We start from the raw sequence: 16,750 nt of genomic DNA on the forward strand, positions 1-16,750 counted from the left end.
ACCATGGAATATAAAAATCAGAGTTTGATTAAATACTTATCCGATTTATCCGCTAAGCTTGAAGCACCCGGCGGTGGATCTGCGGCAGCTTTGAATGCGGCTATGGGTGTAAGCCTTATGAGTATGGTAATTCATTTTACTTTAGGTAAGGCCAGGTATTCTAAATACGAAGCAGAGCTTAAAGCTGCCTTAGTAAAATTCGATAAATTAAAAAATGATTTCTTAAGTTTAGTGGATTTAGATATTCTGGCATACAAGAGTAAAGATCCCCGTAAAGCTATGGATGTACCGTTAATGCTGGCTAGGCTTTGTTATGAGGGGATAAAGATACTTGAGCCTTTGATTAAAAAAACAAATGTAAATTTAGCCAGCGATATGGCAATTGCTGCGATATTTTTAGAGTCGGCATTTAGTGCTGCCTGTTTTAATATTGATATTAATTTAAAGATACTCAATGACATGAAGTTAGTTTACGCAGTAAATAAAGAATTGCAGTTAAAAGCTAAAATGGTCAAGCGGATCAGGACAAAGATGGAGGAGAGGGTTGGCAAAATTATTAGAGGGTAAATTTGTAGCTGAAAAAATAAAGGAAGAGTTAAGCCTTTATATACGGACTCTGAAGCAGCCTCCGGTTCTAGCCAGTATTTTAGTGGGGAATAACCCGGCGGCGCTTACTTATGTAAAATCCCAGGAGAAAGTTGCTCAAAGCCTGGGAGTAGTTTATAAATTACATCAACTGGCTGATAATATCTCGGAGGGTGAATTAATCGATTTTATCCTAAAGCTTAATGCAGAAAAAAATGTTAATGGTATCGTTGTGCAAATGCCTCTTCCGCAGAATATAAGCTATAAGAAAATATGCGATTTTATTTCACCGAATAAAGATATTGAGGGAATACATCCTTTAAACATAGGTAAGCTGCTTTTTGGCTGTGCAAGAATTACTGTTTGCACACCAGCTGCTGTAATGGAATTGCTAAAATCTACTGGGATAGATTTGTATGGTAAGGAGGCGTTAGTTGTCGGCCATAGCGAGATCGTGGGTAAACCACTTGTATTACTTTTATTGGAAAAGTTTGCTACAGTTACAGTCTGTCATATCGCAACTAGTAAGGCGGGAAAATTAGAGGAGCATGTACGCAGGGCAGAAATTTTGATTGTGGCTGTTGGCCAACCCGGATTGATCAAGGGGGAGTGGATTAAAAAAGGAGCTATTGTTGTGGATGTAGGTATAAACCGTATAGGTGATAAGATTGTGGGTGATGTAGATTTTGAAGCAGCAGAAAAAAATGCCAGTTTCATAACTCCTGTTCCCGGAGGAGTGGGGCCGCTGACTGTAGCTATCCTTATGCGCAATTTGGTCGAGGCAACCAAACTTCAGCAGTAAATAAGCGATGACATTTAAAGAAAAGATACAGGCGGGAAAGTTTTTAATTACTTCAGAGGTTGGCCCGGATAAGGGGATAGAGACTCAAGAGCTGCTGGAGGATGCTGAGCTTATCCGTAATAAAGTAGACGCGATTAATGTTACGGATCTACAGAGCTCAGTAATGCGCCTGGGGTCATTAGCGGCAAGTTTTCTGCTGAAGAGAGAAGGCTTTGAGCCGATTTACCAGCTAACTTGCCGTGACCGTAATCGTCTTGCCCTGCAGTCAGATTTGCTTTCTGCAGCCGCGTTAGGAATTGAAAATGTTTTGATTACAACTGGAGATCATCCTGCTCTTGGCGATCATCCGCAGGCAAAGCCGGTTTTTGATTTAGATTCTGTGCAATTGTTACAGGTGGCGAGAAAATTAGAAACTGGCCAGGACATGAATGGTAATAAGTTAAAAGGAAGGTTGCCAAAATTTTGTTTGGGTGCCGCAGTTAATCCGGGCGCAGATCCTTTGGCCCCACAGATTATGAAGATGGAAAAGAAAATTGAGGCAGGAGCTGAATTTTTCCAAACACAGGCTGTTTTTGACCTAAAAACTTTTGAGGATTTTATTACTAAAGTAAAACATATTAAAATCCCGATTATAGCAGGTATTGTTTTGCTAAAATCAGCAGCTATGGCTAATTATATGAATAAAAACGTAGCCGGAATCTTGGTACCGGATAATTTGATTAAAGAAATGGATAAAAGTACAGATAAGGTATCGACATCAATTGAGATTGCAAGCCGCTCGATTAAGGCATTAAAGCCAATGTGTCGCGGGATTCATATTATGTCAATTGGTTGGGGGAAAATGGTCCCTCAAGTTTTAGAGGCAAGTGGATTATAATGGCAAGCTTACCGCAGATACCCGGAGCCAGGAAAAAGGGAGTACTTTTATTAAGCTCTAAGGATGATTTTAAGAAATTAGATGATCATTTAATTAATGATACAGTATGCATTGATGGGCTGGCTTCTGTTGCGTTAAGCCTGGCTAAGTTGATTCATGATAAATATAAAGTCGCAATTAAGCTTGTAAACGCCGGCAAGCTTAACGAAGAGCTGCCTGCGGGTATTGAATTAATTAATAGCCCGATTCAAGAAATCGTCGGTGAAGGCAGGGCAGAGGCAGTTAAATTTAAAGATGGTAAAGCAGTAGGGGTGTGTTTAGTTTTATTTATTGATAAAGCAATGGTGGTAAAACCAGAGGAGCCCAAAGTGGCGCAAGTGATGACTAATGTGATTGCAGAACTCGGAATAAAGGGAACAGAGAACGTTTTAAATCTTACCCGTCAGGTTTTAGATAATGCAATAAAGCAAAAAAGCCAAAGCCAAAAAATAGAATTCCCTCAGACTAATTATTACCTGCCATTGATCAATGCCCTTTTGAATATTGAAGTAAAAAATCTCAATGATTGTTTAACTGCATATAAGCAGGCTCAGGGGCTTGCGAATAACCAGGTAACTTCAACCGGTTTGATTATTAATAGCCTAGGTGGTTTATTGAATAAAGGTGTTGCTACTTTGATTTGCGAAGAGATTTTGGCGGCTCTTGCGGTATTAAATCAGGAGCATCCTAAAGATGGGTTAGGTTTTATTCCGGATAATATACTGCGATCACTTGGCCTGCAATTAGTCGACGGCAGGATTGCCGGAATAGCTGTAATTCTAGGCCCGGCCAAAGATGAGCAGGCGGCTGTAGATTTAATCCGTAATTTCCAATCCAAGAGTATTGTTAGCTTATTGGCGGGTAATATTAACGGCAATACTTTTAGACAGCAACTTCAGAACAAAGGGATCCAATTAGGCTTAGAAAATTATATTGTCCCCTTAGGGGATGATTATCTTTCTGCCATTTATGCGGTAAATTTTGCGGTGCGTGCGCCTTTAATTTATGGAGGTAATAAGGCCGGGCAATGGGAAGGGATAGCCAATTATATCCGTAATCGTGTTCCGGCATTCGTTTTATTGCTTGGCCATGTTGATGAGGTATTGGTGGCTACGGGTTTAGGTGTTTTGGCTTTTGGGCTGCCAATAATCACTGACTTAGAAGTTCCGCAGCTTGGAAAAATTGATACTACGTTATTTGAAGCTTTAGTTACGGAGAAGGATTATCAGAAAATACCTTCTAAATGTATTCTTACCCGTGGGATCAAGATTAAGATGTCTGAAGTAAATGTTCCTGTGCCATATGCTGCAGCTTTTGAAGGAGAACGCGTGCGTAAAGAACAGTTAGCTGTTGAGTTTGGAGGTAAATCCAGCGCGGCTATCGAATTTTTGTCTGCTAAAGAGGATGTTGATGTTGACGATGGCTTGGTTGAGTTAATTGGTCCGGATATTGATCAGCTGCCCGCAGGAGCTAAATCGTTACCTTTGGCAATTATGGTGGATGTATTTGGGCGAAAGATGCAGAAGGATTTTGAGCCCATATTAGAACGCCAGATCCATCGTTTTACCAATTATGCCATGGGCCTTATGCATATGGGCCAACGTGATATGGTTTGGATCAGGATATCTAAGGATGCTTATGAGAAAGGTTTTAGGCTAAAACATTTAGGGACTATTCTTCATGCTATGTTACATCAGGAATATAGCGCTATCGTAGATAAGATACAGATAAAGCTTTATACTAATCAAGCGGATGTGGAGAATTTATCGGCTGGAGCACAGAAAATATATAATGAACGCGATGAACGTTTGGCTGGGATGACTGATGAGAGCGTGGATACATTTTATTCCTGTCTGTTATGTCAATCTTTTGCTCCGAATCATGTTTGTGTTGTTACTCCGCAGCGCTTGGGGTTATGTGGAGCATACTCTTGGCTTGATGCTAAGGCTTCTTTTGAGATTACTCCTACCGGCCCGAATCAGCCAATACCCAAAGGAAATCTTTTGGATGCTAGGCTTGGGGTATGGGATAAGATAAATGAATTCGTGCAACAGAAATCCAACCATACCATTGATAAGGTAAGTATGTATTCGCTGATGGATGGGCCGCAATCCTCCTGTGGATGTTTTGAATGCATTGTGGCGATTATTCCAGAAACTAATGGGGTAATGATAGTTAACCGAGATTATTCCGGAATGACTCCTTCGGGAATGACTTTTACTACTTTAGCCGGATCTGTTGGCGGAGGTGTGCAGACTCCGGGATTTTTGGGAGTGGGGAAATTATACATCTTAAGTAAAAAATTTATCTCTGCTGAAGGCGGATTAAAGAGAGTGGTTTGGATGCCTAAAGAATTAAAAGAGATTTTAGGAGAACGGTTAAAGGAGGCTTGCGTTCAAACGACAGATAAAGATTTATTGGATAAGATTGCCGATGAGTCCAAGGCCACCAGCTTAGAAGAGCTTTTAGCGTTTTTAACAGGAGTAAATCATCCGGCTTTGACTATGGATCCGATTATTTAATTTTTCTTGACGCGCGTATTTTAAATGTATATAATTAAAGAATAAATGAATAAAGCTAGCCTGCCTAAATTCCTAATTACTGCAATTACAATATTTTGCGTTTTTTCTTGCTGCCAATCTGTTTTTGCCCAAATGGCTTTGTTTGGTTCATCTTCCCAAGAAAATCCAGATGGGGTAAAGTTACAAGCCAAGGATTACCGGCAGTTAGGTTTAGAAAAACAGCATATTGGTAATTTAGCTGAGGCGATGAGTTTGTATCAGAAAGCTATTACTCTGGATCCCGGTTATGCTGTAGCCTATAATGATTTGGGTGTAGTTTATGAAGCGATGGGGGATATTAAGCGTGCTGAAGAAAGTTATCTGAGGGCGCTCAAAATTGATCCCGGTTACTCAAGTGCCTACACAAATTTGGCGCTTTTGTACGAAAGCCAGCGTGATTTAGAAAAAGCAGAATTTTATTGGAATAAGCGTGTTCAAATTGGTTCTGCGGATGATCCATGGACGCAGAAAGCAGCCAGCCGGCTTAAGGATATCCGTCTAGTTTTATCCAAACAGCCAATATCTGATTTACGTGAGCAGGAAGTTCTCGGACTGATGAAGGATGTTGCGGTAGCTAAGTGCGCCGTTAACAAAGATGATAAAGCGCTTGCTCGGAAACATTTTCAAAAAGCCAAAGAGAGCTTTAAAAAAGGGGATCTGGCTACAGCAATCAAAGAAGCTCTGGATGCCCAGTATTTAGATCAGAATAACTCGGAGATAGAAGCTTTTATTGAAAAGACAGAGATAAGAGCTCTGTCGCGATAGAAACGTACTGCGAAAACCTTCTTTCCTTATATTGAATTCCTTAAATATTTAATTAATGAGTGGAAAAAGTTTATTTTTGATTGATGCAAATGCATTTTGTTATCGGGCATACCATGCCCTAAGCGGCTCAAAGGTCTTAAGAACCTCTTGGGGGCAAGAGACAGGTGCGATCTATATCTTCCTGAATATTCTCAATAAAATATTAAGAGAACAGAAGCCGGATTATCTAGTTTGTTGTTTTGATGTTTCGCGTGATACCTTTAGGCTTGCCAAGTTTGCGCAATATAAGATGCAAAGGCCTTCCATGCCTGATGGTCTAGTCAGTCAAATTCCCTTAATCAAGGAGATTATAATTGCTTATGGCATACCAATTTTTGAAAAAAAAGGTTTTGAAGCCGACGATATAATTGCTCAACTTGCTAAAAAAGCTGCTTCAAAGAAAATCTCTGTAACCATTGTAAGCAGCGATAAGGATATCCTACAGTTGGTAGGCGACCATATTTTAGTATTGAGCCCTAATAAAGATAACGATTTGTTTTATGATGTAGATAAGGTGAAGGAGCGTTTTGGAGTGGAACCGCAGATGGTCCCAGATATTATTGCTCTTATGGGGGATGCTTCTGATAATATCCCGGGAGTTCCTGGAATAGGTGATATAACAGCAAAAAAACTTATCCTGGAATTCGGTTCAATAGATAAAATGCTTAAAAATATTTCAAAGGTCAAACCCGAGAAAATTAGAGAAGCGATATCTGAACATATTGATCGAATAAAATTAAATAAGGAACTTATTAGTTTGAACCAGAAAGTAGATATTGAGCTAGATCTTGCCAAAGCCAAAATTGGCCAGCCAAATTATCCGGAATTATCCAGAATTTTTAAGAAGTTAGAATTTAAGAAGCTGCTCGGTGAGTTACCTGATACAGAAGAGAAAAAAGTAACAACTGACTTGCATGTTTGTAGTAAGAAGGAAGGCAAAGATTTATTCGAGCACTGTGATGAAATTACCCTTTTTGGGTCGAGCGCCGAAGATTTGTTTTTTGCCATAGATGATAAAATTTTTGATGCAAAATCAGTGGCCCAAGATTTGCCTAAAGTAATTTCTAACGTTCATATCAAGAAGACAGGCCATGATCTTAAAAAATTAAAAGTCTCTCTTTCTAAAGAAGGGTTAGTTTTAAATGGCCTGGGTTTTGACACCATGATTGCGGCATATCTACTGAATCCTTCGCGCTCAAGTTATGCATTGGGTGATTTGGCATTAGAAAATTTAGGCGAATTTATCCGCCAAGGTGAGCCTCAGGCAAAAGAGGCATTAGCATTAATAGGTAAGTTAAAACCGGTTTTAGCCAAGGCTCTACAGGAGAAAGATCTATTCGAATTATTTTGTAATCTTGAGATGCCCTTAGTGAGCATATTGGCACAGATGGAGCAGGATGGAATAAAACTGGATCTAAAACTGCTCAAAAAACTTTCACATGAAATTGAACAGCGGCTGATAAAATTAATTTCGGATATTTATGAAGCAAGTGGAACTCAGTTTAATATTAATTCACCCAAACAGCTAGGCCAGGTTTTATTCGAGAAGTTAGGGCTTCCGGTGGTCAAAAAAACTAAGACTGGCCCATCTACGGATGAAGAGGTATTGAATCGATTGGCGGGTCAACATGCGTTGCCTGCTCTTTTGTTAGAGTACCGTCAGCTGACCAAATTAAAAAATACTTATGTTGATGCCCTGCCTAAATTGGTCGACCCTAAAACCGGCAGGGTGCATACATCGTTCAACCAGACAGGGACCGAGACTGGCCGTTTAAGTTCAAGTAACCCGAACCTGCAGAATATTCCGATTAAAACCGATATCGGCAGCAAGATCAGGCAGGCGATCATTGCGACAGGTAAAGATAATTGCCTATTATCGTGTGATTATTCTCAAATTGAGTTGAGGGTGTTAGCGCATATTTCAGGGGATGATACATTAGTCAAGGCTTTCCATAGTGACCACGATATACACCGGCTGACGGCGTCCTTAATTTATAATGTTAAGGAGAGTCAAGTGGAGTCTCAGATGCGTGAGGTGGCTAAAAGGGTTAATTTTGGTATTGTTTATGGGCAGAGCGCATACGGCCTAAGTAAAGATTTGAATATTCCCGTGAATCAGGCTCAGGATTTTATTGATGCTTATTTTTTACGTTATCCTAAGGTAAAAGATTATATCCAGGCTCAGATTAAGAGGGCTCAAGATAAAGGGTTTGTTACGACCTTATTGGGTAGAAGAAGGTATATTCCTGAAATCAATAATAAAAATATGGGAATCAGGCAGTTTGCCCAACGCCAGGCGGTGAACACTCCTCTTCAGGGCACAGCCAGCGATTTAATTAAACTGGCAATGATTAATATAGCAGCATTGATTAAATCTAAGGGCTTAGAAGCTAAAATGATTTTACAGATTCATGATGAATTGGTTTTTGACCTGCCAAACCGTGAATTAGATATTCTTGCTGAGTTGGTTAAGAAGGAGATGGAGCTTGTTATGAAATTGGATGTTCCGATAAGAGTAGAGACCAAAACTGGAAAAAATTGGCTGGAGATGGTTGCTTATCCGCAAGCAAAGGGGAAAGGCTGATGAGGATAGCTATGGCAGTGTCAGAGGTTGTGCCCTTTGCTAAGACTGGAGGGCTTGCTGACGTGGGTGCAGCCCTGTCTTTGGCTCTAGAGTATTGCGGGCATGAAGTGATTATTATTATGCCTAGGTATAAATGTGTTATAGATTCTAAATTTAAGATTGAAAGGGTTTCTAAGGATATATCTGTTTCTATTATCGGGAAAAATGTCAGGGCCTATTTTATAGAAAGCAGCCTTTATTTTAACCGTGAAGGCTTATATGGCGATAAGAGGGGTGATTACAAAGATAACTTGGAGAGATTTGTTTACTTCTGCCGCAGAGGGCTGGATTTATTAAAGGAAATAGATTTTTGCCCGGATATCCTGCATTTACATGATTGGCAGGCAAGCCTGATGGCAGTGTATTTGAAAACCCTCTACTCTGAAAAAACTTTTTATAAAAGAATTCGCAGCCTTTTAACTATCCATAATATCGGTTATCAGGGAATTTTTACCAAAGAGGAATTCGGTAAACTTGGGCTGGAGAATAATATTTTTGATATTCACGGGGTTGAATTTTATGGGAAAGTCAACTTGCTCAAAGGTGGGATAATATTTTCGGATTTTATTAATACCGTTAGCCCAACTTATGCCAAGGAGATTCAGACAGAAGAGTTTGGTTTTGGTTTGGAAGGGCTTTTGAAAGAACGTAGAAGTGTTTTAAGCGGGATATTAAACGGGGTGGATTATTCGGTTTGGGATCCTGATGCGGATAAATTTATCACTCAGAATTATTCTGTAAACAATATTGAAAATAAAGCTTTTGATAAAGAGAATTTACAAAATCTGTGTGGCTTACCGGTAAATAAGGATATTCCCGTTTTAGGGATCGTATCGCGCCTAGCCGAGCAAAAAGGTTTTGATATCCTCACTGGTGGCCTTGATGAGCTTTCTAAAATGGATGTGCAATTAATTATTTTGGGGGCCGGAGACCAGGTGTACCAGCAGATTTTAAAATCAGCCGCTAAAAGATATCCGAAGATGATTTCTTTAAATTTAAGATTCGATGATCCGCTGGCTCATAAGATTTATGCAGGAAGCGATATTTTCCTCATGCCTTCAAAATATGAGCCTTGTGGACTGGGGCAATTGATTAGTTTGCATTATGGCACAATACCGCTGGTTTTTAATACCGGTGGCCTTGCAGATACGATTAATAAGAATAATGGTTTTGTTTTTAGCAGCTATACAAAGGAAGAGCTTATAAAAACAATTAAGAGTGCCGTTGCTAATTTTAAAAATAAACCTGAATGGGAACGTTTAGTTTTAAATGCTATGAAATGTAATTTTTCCTGGAAAGCCTCTGCGGATAAGTATGCCCAGCTATATGCTAAAGTCAAAGAAAAATAAATTAGTTTTAGGGATTACCGGAAACATTGCCTGCGGCAAGAGCACCGTAGCGGCGATGTTTAAAACCAAAGATAGCCAGCTTATTGACGCTGATCTCCTAGGGCATGAACTTCTATCCGTTGGCTGCGGCGTTTATAAGAAAATTATAAAGTCATTCGGTCGGGGGATCCTGAAGGCCAATAAAGAAATCGACCGTGCAAAATTAGCCAGTATAGTTTTTGCCAGGAATGAATCTTTAGTCAGGCTCAATAGCATTGTGCATCCAGTGTTAATTAGGGAAATTAAGCGTCTTATCAGGAATTCAAATAAGAAGGTTATAATCTTGGATGCTGCTCTGATTATCGAAGCAGGTTTAAGTAAGACAGTAGATAAGATTGTCGTAGTTACAGCCAAAAGAAATCAGCAGATTTTACGCGCTGCTAAGGTTTCGGGTCTTAATAAGGGGCAAATTATGGCGAGATTAAAATTTCAGATTTCGCAAGGCAAAAAGTTGCCTTTCGCGGATTTTACAATAGATAACAGCGGTTCAATCGGAAAAACCAGGAAACAGGTGTTAGAAATAAGGAGGAAGTTGTGGAAAAGTTAGATATCAAAAATCTAAAAGATATGAAGATTACTGAATTAAATAAGTTGGCCAAAGAATTAAATGCCAACGGTACCAGCGGCTTAAAAAAACAGGATCTGATTTTTAAGATTCTGCAAGCGCAGGCAGAAAAAGAAGGTTTAATGTTTGGGGAAGGTGTGTTGGAGATACTCCCTGAAGGTTTTGGTTTCTTAAGAAGCCCAAATTACAATTATCTGCCCTGCCCGGATGATATTTATATTTCTCCGTCCCAGATCAGGAAGTTTGAGTTGCGTACCGGAGATACGGTAAGCGGCCAGATTCGTCCTCCCAAAGAAGGAGAAAAATATTTTGCCTTACTCAAAGTTGAAGCAGTAAATTTTGAAAATCCTGAGGAGGTAAAAGAAAAAGTGCTTTTCGATAACTTGACTCCGGTTTATCCGCGCGCGCCTTTTAACATGGAAACTAAACCAGATGAGTTATCTATGCGTATTATGAGTTTGCTTACTCCTATTGGCAGGGGTCAGCGCGGATTGATTGTTGCTCAGCCATACAGCGGTAAAACTGTCTTGTTGCAAAAGATAGCTAATGCCATTACCACTAATAACCCGGATGTGATTATGATTGTTTTGCTTATCGATGAACGTCCGGAAGAGGTTACGGATATGCAGCGTAATGTAAAAGGCGAAGTAATTTCTTCTACCTTTGATGAGCCGCCGGAACGCCACGTACAGGTTGCTGAGATTGTTTTGGAAAAAGCAAAACGTTTAGTTGAGCATAAACGCGACGTGGTGATTCTTCTTGATAGTATAACCCGCTTGGCTCGCGCTTATAACTCCGTAGTCCCGCACAGCGGCAAGGTTTTATCAGGCGGTATTGATTCCAATGCCTTGCAGAAACCAAAGAGATTCTTTGGAGCCGCGCGCGCAGTGGATGAAGGCGGGAGTTTAACGATTATTGCTACGGCACTGGTTGATACCGGAAGCCGAATGGATGAAGTTATTTTTGAAGAGTTCAAGGGTACCGGTAACATGGAAACTCAGCTTGACCGTAACTTATTCCAGCGCAGGATATATCCGGCTATTGATATTAAGCGTTCTAATACGCGTCATGAGGAGCTTCTGGTTAAACCGGATGTGTTATCGAAAACTTGGATTTTAAGAAAAGTTTTAAATGAATTGAATAATGTGGAAGCAATGGAGTTATTGATTGAGAAATTAGGTAAAACCAAGAATAATGAAGATTTTCTAAACAGCATGAACCAGAAATAAGTGTCCATTAAAAATATTATGAACACGTTATTCTGAGGGAGCGAAGCGACCGAAGAATCTATTTTTTGGATTCTTCGCCCCTTCGGGGCTCAGAATGACAAAAAGGAGGTAATAAAATGAAAGACAAGATTCATCCTAATTACAAAGAGAGCACAATTATCTGTGCCTGCGGAGAGACGGTGCACACGCGTTCAACTAAGCCTAGTATCCGTGTTGAAATCTGCTCAAAGTGTCATCCGTTTTTTACCGGTAAGCAGAAGTTAGTGGATTCTGCCGGCCGTGTGGATAAGTTTATGAAGAAATATGGCAAAAAATAAAATATATGAGCAGTTAGAAAAATTAACTGTTCGATATCAGGAGCTTGAGCAGCTTTTAGCCAGTCACGAGCAAATTGCTGACCGCCAGCAGTATAATAAGTTGGCTAAAGAGCTTTCTGACATTAAGGAGCCGGTCTCTAAATTCAGCGAATATAATAATTTGCTTAAAGAGATAAGTGAACTTGAGATCGTGCTTTCTGGAAAGCATGATAAAGATTTTGTGGAGTTGGCGCATGAAGAGCTTAAAGACCTGGAAGCCAAAAAAAGCAGCATTGAGTCTGAACTAAAAAAAATGATGGCTGGTGAAGATAAAGATGCCGGCCGCAATTGTATTATTGAAATCAGGCAGGGTACAGGCGGGGATGAGGCAGGGCTTTTTGCGGCGGATCTTTACCGAATGTATTCAAAATATGCAACTTTGAAAGGCTGGGTAATTGAACCGATGTCTTCTAGCGTTAATGAAGCCGGTGGAATCAAAGAAATAATCTTTGGCGTAAAAGGAAAAGATTCTTTCCGGCACTTAAAATTTGAAAGCGGAGTGCATCGGGTGCAGCGTGTCCCGACTACTGAGGCGCAAGGCAGGATTCATACATCTACTGCTACTGTTGCCGTATTGCTTGAACCGGAAGAGGTTGATTTGGAAATCGCGCCAAAAGATTTAAGGACTGATACCTATCGCTCAAGCGGGCCCGGCGGTCAGCATATGCAAAAAACTGATTCAGCAGTGAGAATTACGCATATTCCCACCGGCACAGTTGTTGCCTGCCAGGATGAGCGCTCGCAGATAAAAAATAAAGCCAAGGCGATGCGTGTACTGCGCGCGCGTATTTTAGAGGTTAAAATTGAAGATGAGGCAAAAAAATTATCCAGCGCCAGAAAAACACAGATTGGCACAGGAGACCGCAGTGAAAAGATCCGTACCTATAATTTTCCTGACCGCCGGGTTACTGACCACAGGATTAATTTTACTTCCCATCAATTAGAGGCAATCCTGGAAGGGCAGATGGATGAACTTTTTGAGGCCTTATTAAAGGCAGAAGCAGAGAAAAGAAATGAATCCCGCACCTTCTGATATTTAGGTATTTACAGGTGTAGGATTAACAAAGAATAGAGGAGAAGGTGCGGGATGAATGAAGCTGAATTAGTCTTAAGCCATATTTTAAATTGCGATAGATTGTCTTTATACCTGAATAAAAATAGTAGTTTGAATAAAGATAAATCAGTTTTGGTCTCAAAGATACTAAAGCGCAGGATCTCTGGTGAGCCGCTGCAATATATTTTGGGTAAGACTGAATTTATGGGGTTGGAGTTTAAGGTAGACAGGCGAGCTTTGATTCCCCGTCCGGAGACCGAGATCTTAGTTGACTTGGCGATAAGAGAATTAAAGGGCTCAGGCCTTGTTTTCCCTAAAGTCCTTGATCTTGGCACAGGAAGCGGTTGCATTGCTGTTTCAATTGTTAAGTTTCTTCCTTCTGCAGTTGTTTGGGCTGTTGATATATCAAAAGAAGTTCTTGTGTTAGCCGAAGAAAATGCCCATTTGAATAAAGTAAAGGTTAAATTTCTGCGCAGCGATATATTTGGCGCTTTTGGTCATAGAAAAGAACAGTTTGATTTAATTATCAGTAATCCTCCTTATGTGGCAGCCTCTGAGTTTAGTAGCTTGCCTCTTGGAATATCTTTTGAACCTGCGTGCGCTTTAGAAGCAGGTGTTGATGGTTTGGATTTTTATCGAAAAATAATTAAGCAGGCAGCGGCGTATTTAAATAAAGGCGGTTTATTAGCTTTTGAAGTTGGGATTAACCAGTCAGATCCGGTGAAGGCTCTGCTGGAAGAAGAAAATTTTAGTGATATAAGAATAATTAAAGATTATAATAATATCAACCGTGTGGTGATGTCAAAGATAAAGGATTAAGCAAATGGATAAATTGGTGATTGAGGGCGGAGTTAAATTAAAAGGCGAGGTAACTGTCTCTGGGGCTAAAAACGCTGTGCTGCCGATACTAGCGGCAACTTTACTTACTGATGAGCCCTGCGAAATCAGAGGAGTACCGAATCTGCGTGATACTAATAGTATGCTTAAGATCCTGCGCTCTTTAGGAAAAGCCGCCGAGTTTGATAAAGGCAGGGTGGTTGTTGCTAAGGGTAAAATTACAAGTTATGTTGCTGAATATAAATTAGTTTCGACAATGCGCGCTTCATTTTGTGTCTTAGGCCCGTTGTTAGGTAAATTAAAACGGGCAAAAGTTTCTCTTCCCGGAGGCTGTGTTATCGGCGTGCGGCCGGTTGACCTGCATCTTAAAGGAATTAAGGCTTTAGGTGCAGATATTAGTATTGACGCTGGCTATGTTATTGCAAAAGCTGCGAAGTTACGCGGCGCATATGTTTATTTAGGTGGCGTTTATGGTTCATCAGTTTTAGCTACTGATAATGTAATGATGGCTGCGGTTTTAGCAGATGGCAAGACCATAATTGAATCGGCTGCCTGCGAACCGGAGGTGGTAGATCTGGCAGAGTTTTTAATTAAAATGGGCGCAAAAATTAAGGGTCATGGCACGCCGGTTATTGAAATAGAAGGGGTAAAACATTTGCATGGCGCGGCACATTCTATAATTCCTGATCGTATTGAAGCCGGAACTTTAATTTTAGCCTCATTGATAACCGGCGGTGATGTTTTGATCAAAAACATACGGTATCAACATTTGGGATCGCTGATTGATAAATTAGCTGAGGCTGGTGCTAATATTGTACATACTGATGGATCTTTACGTGTTAAAGGAAACAGGAGGTTAAAGAGCGTAAATATAACTACGCTTCCGTATCCGGGATTTCCTACAGATATGCAGGCGCAGATGATGAGTTTAATGTCAGTAACAGGCGGCATTAGCGTGATTACCGAGAAAATCTATCCTGACAGGTTTATGCATGTTTCCGAGCTTAATCGTATGGGCGCGCATATTCAGAGAGAAGGCCCGCATGCTATTGTCGAAGGTATTAAAAAATTATCCGGAGCTCCGGTTATGGCTAGCGACCTACGGGCATCCGCGGGTTTAGTTTTAGCGGGGCTGGCAGCGGTTGGTAAAACATCGGTCTCCAGGATTTATCATTTAGAGCGCGGCTATGAATTTATCGAAGAAAAATTAATTAATCTGGGCGCCAGAGTTTGGAGGGAAAAAGAATGATTTTAATGATTGATAATTATGATTCTTTTACCTACAACCTTGTCCAATACTTAGAAGAATTGGGGCAAAAGGTACAGGTTTATCGTAATGACGCGCTAACGATTAAGGATATTGCAAAGCTTAATCCTGATAGGATTGTTATATCTCCGGGTCCGGGAAGGCCAGAGGATGCCGGTATTTCCTGTGAAGTTATTAAGGAATTTTGCGGGAAGATTCCTATTCTGGGAGTCTGCCTTGGGCATCAGGCAATAGGCTATGTTTTTGGAGGTAAGATTGTGGGCGCCAAAAAACTAATGCATGGGAAGACTTCCAAGATTTATCATAATAAAAAAGATATTTTCAAGAATATTCCCAACCCATTTTTAGCTACTCGCTATCATTCTTTATTGGTGGATCAAAAGAGCCTGCCGGAGTGCCTTGAAATAATTGCAAGCACCAAGGAAAATGAAATTATGGGGCTAAAACATAAAGCATATCCTCTATGGGGAGTGCAGTTTCATCCGGAATCTATACTTACCAAAAGCGGCAAGCAAATATTGGATAACTTTATTAAATTAAAATAATATTACTATTTAATTGGTGTCATTGCGACCCGCCAAGATTTGTGGCGGCCAAGCAATTTCTTAGAAAACAATGATAAAGGATCTAATTAAACAACTGCTTGATAAAAAAGATCTGACTGAATCACAGATGCAGCAGGTGATGCAGGAGATCTTGAGCGGCACAGTTGATACTGCGGATATTATTGCGTTTTTAACTTCACTCAATGATAAAGGCGAAACAGTAGAAGAATTAACGGCTGCGGTAAATGTAATGCTCAAATATGTCGAGCCGATTATTATAGATAAGCCAAATATTCTGGATACTTGCGGAACCGGCGGAGATAAGAAGGGGACTTTTAATATTTCAACCCTTACCGCTTTAGTTGCCAGCGGCGCCGGTGTTACCGTGGCTAAGCACGGAAATCGCTCAGTATCTAGTAAATGCGGCAGCGCAGATATCTTAGAGGCATTGGGCGTAAACATTAATATGGATAAGGTAAAAATTAAGCGATGCCTTGAGGAGATAGGCATCGCTTTTTTATTTGCACCGAATCTGCATCCGGCGATGCGTTTTGTTATGCCGGCAAGAAAACAGATTGCCCAGAAAACCATGTTTAATATTTTAGGGCCGTTGATTAATCCTGCGCGCGCCACTAATCAGCTAATCGGCGTATATTCTAAAGAATGGTCCAGGCCCTTGGCGCAAGTTTTACATAATTTAGGCTCAAAGCATATTCTGGTAGTGTATGGGGCCGATGGCCTGGATGAAGTAACAATTACCGATAAGACATTTGTTGCTGAGGTAGTTGGCGGTTCATTAAAAGAATATGAAATTACTCCTGAGGATTTTGGTTTTAAAAGGGCTAGAATAAATGATCTATTGGGCGGATCAATCCAAGAGAATGTGTTGATTGCCCGTAATGTATTGGCAGGGGGAAAAGGTACTCATCGAGATATTGTTTTACTTAACGCCGGATGCGCTATATATGCTGCAGATAAAGCTAAAACGGTCCAAGAGGGGATAAAACTTGCGGAAAAATCAATTGATTCCGGACAGGCAGCAAAGAAACTTGAGTTATTAAAGGAGTATTCACAATTATAGTTATTGGTAAAAACTTGTCATCCTGAGCCCGCCATTGATTTAGTGGCGGGCGAAGGATCTAGGTGTAAGATTCTTCGTCGTCCCGCCAATGGCGGGACTCCTCAGAATGACGATGATGTAAATGGAGAAACTCAACA

Annotated in this window: 15 protein-coding genes; all 15 read left to right on the forward strand. The window is 40.4% G+C overall.

The window, feature by feature from the left end; translation table 11 throughout:
- Positions 1–3 precede the first annotated feature (3 nt).
- Positions 4–567, forward strand: coding sequence for a cyclodeaminase/cyclohydrolase family protein (locus PHC29_00560; GenBank protein MDD5107992.1), 564 nt, complete (start codon positions 4–6; stop codon positions 565–567).
- Positions 545–1,387 carry a bifunctional 5,10-methylenetetrahydrofolate dehydrogenase/5,10-methenyltetrahydrofolate cyclohydrolase gene (locus PHC29_00565; protein MDD5107993.1) on the forward strand — a complete coding sequence of 281 codons (843 nt, stop codon included), beginning with the start codon at positions 545–547 and terminating at the stop codon, positions 1,385–1,387. The genes PHC29_00560 and PHC29_00565 overlap by 23 nt, the downstream gene beginning before the upstream one ends.
- Before the next feature lie 7 nt (positions 1,388–1,394).
- Positions 1,395–2,264, forward strand: a complete 870-nt coding sequence (locus PHC29_00570; GenBank protein MDD5107994.1) for a methylenetetrahydrofolate reductase — start codon at positions 1,395–1,397, stop codon at positions 2,262–2,264.
- The gene (gene acsB / locus PHC29_00575) at positions 2,264–4,825 is read left to right on the forward strand and encodes an acetyl-CoA decarbonylase/synthase complex subunit alpha/beta (protein ID MDD5107995.1); all 2,562 of its coding nucleotides are present in this window, start codon (positions 2,264–2,266) and stop codon (positions 4,823–4,825) included. Before PHC29_00570 ends, acsB begins: the two co-directional genes overlap by 1 nt.
- A gap of 45 nt (positions 4,826–4,870) precedes the next feature.
- The gene (locus PHC29_00580; protein MDD5107996.1) at positions 4,871–5,629 is read left to right on the forward strand and encodes a tetratricopeptide repeat protein; all 759 of its coding nucleotides are present in this window, start codon (positions 4,871–4,873) and stop codon (positions 5,627–5,629) included.
- A 55-nt stretch (positions 5,630–5,684) separates the two neighbouring features.
- Entirely contained in the window at positions 5,685–8,252 is a 2,568-nt protein-coding gene (gene polA, locus PHC29_00585; GenBank protein ID MDD5107997.1) for a DNA polymerase I, read from the forward strand.
- A complete protein-coding gene (gene glgA / locus PHC29_00590) occupies positions 8,252–9,640 on the forward strand; it encodes a glycogen synthase GlgA (protein MDD5107998.1) in 1,389 nt (462 codons plus the stop codon). Before polA ends, glgA begins: the two co-directional genes overlap by 1 nt.
- Positions 9,618–10,226 (forward strand): dephospho-CoA kinase, encoded by a 609-nt coding sequence (gene coaE / locus PHC29_00595; protein MDD5107999.1) that lies wholly within the window; start codon positions 9,618–9,620, stop codon positions 10,224–10,226. Before glgA ends, coaE begins: the two co-directional genes overlap by 23 nt.
- Entirely contained in the window at positions 10,214–11,473 is a 1,260-nt protein-coding gene (gene rho, locus PHC29_00600; GenBank protein ID MDD5108000.1) for a transcription termination factor Rho, read from the forward strand. The genes coaE and rho overlap by 13 nt, the downstream gene beginning before the upstream one ends.
- A 116-nt stretch (positions 11,474–11,589) precedes the next feature.
- Complete coding sequence (gene rpmE, locus PHC29_00605; GenBank protein MDD5108001.1) at positions 11,590–11,790, forward strand: 50S ribosomal protein L31; 201 nt, start codon at positions 11,590–11,592, stop codon at positions 11,788–11,790.
- The gene (prfA, locus tag PHC29_00610) at positions 11,777–12,862 is read left to right on the forward strand and encodes a peptide chain release factor 1 (protein MDD5108002.1); all 1,086 of its coding nucleotides are present in this window, start codon (positions 11,777–11,779) and stop codon (positions 12,860–12,862) included. The genes rpmE and prfA overlap by 14 nt, the downstream gene beginning before the upstream one ends.
- Before the next feature lie 54 nt (positions 12,863–12,916).
- Positions 12,917–13,702, forward strand: a complete 786-nt coding sequence (gene prmC / locus PHC29_00615; protein ID MDD5108003.1) for a peptide chain release factor N(5)-glutamine methyltransferase — start codon at positions 12,917–12,919, stop codon at positions 13,700–13,702.
- Positions 13,703–13,706: 4 nt separating this feature from the next.
- The gene (murA, locus tag PHC29_00620; GenBank protein ID MDD5108004.1) at positions 13,707–14,969 is read left to right on the forward strand and encodes a UDP-N-acetylglucosamine 1-carboxyvinyltransferase; all 1,263 of its coding nucleotides are present in this window, start codon (positions 13,707–13,709) and stop codon (positions 14,967–14,969) included.
- Positions 14,966–15,532 (forward strand): aminodeoxychorismate/anthranilate synthase component II, encoded by a 567-nt coding sequence (locus tag PHC29_00625; protein ID MDD5108005.1) that lies wholly within the window; start codon positions 14,966–14,968, stop codon positions 15,530–15,532. Before murA ends, PHC29_00625 begins: the two co-directional genes overlap by 4 nt.
- 70 nt (positions 15,533–15,602) lie before the next feature.
- A complete protein-coding gene (gene trpD / locus PHC29_00630; protein ID MDD5108006.1) occupies positions 15,603–16,613 on the forward strand; it encodes an anthranilate phosphoribosyltransferase in 1,011 nt (336 codons plus the stop codon).
- Positions 16,614–16,750: the final 137 nt, after the last annotated feature.

The organism is Candidatus Omnitrophota bacterium (assembly GCA_028712255.1).
Taxonomy (GTDB): Bacteria; Omnitrophota; Gorgyraeia; order Gygaellales; family Profunditerraquicolaceae; genus UBA6249.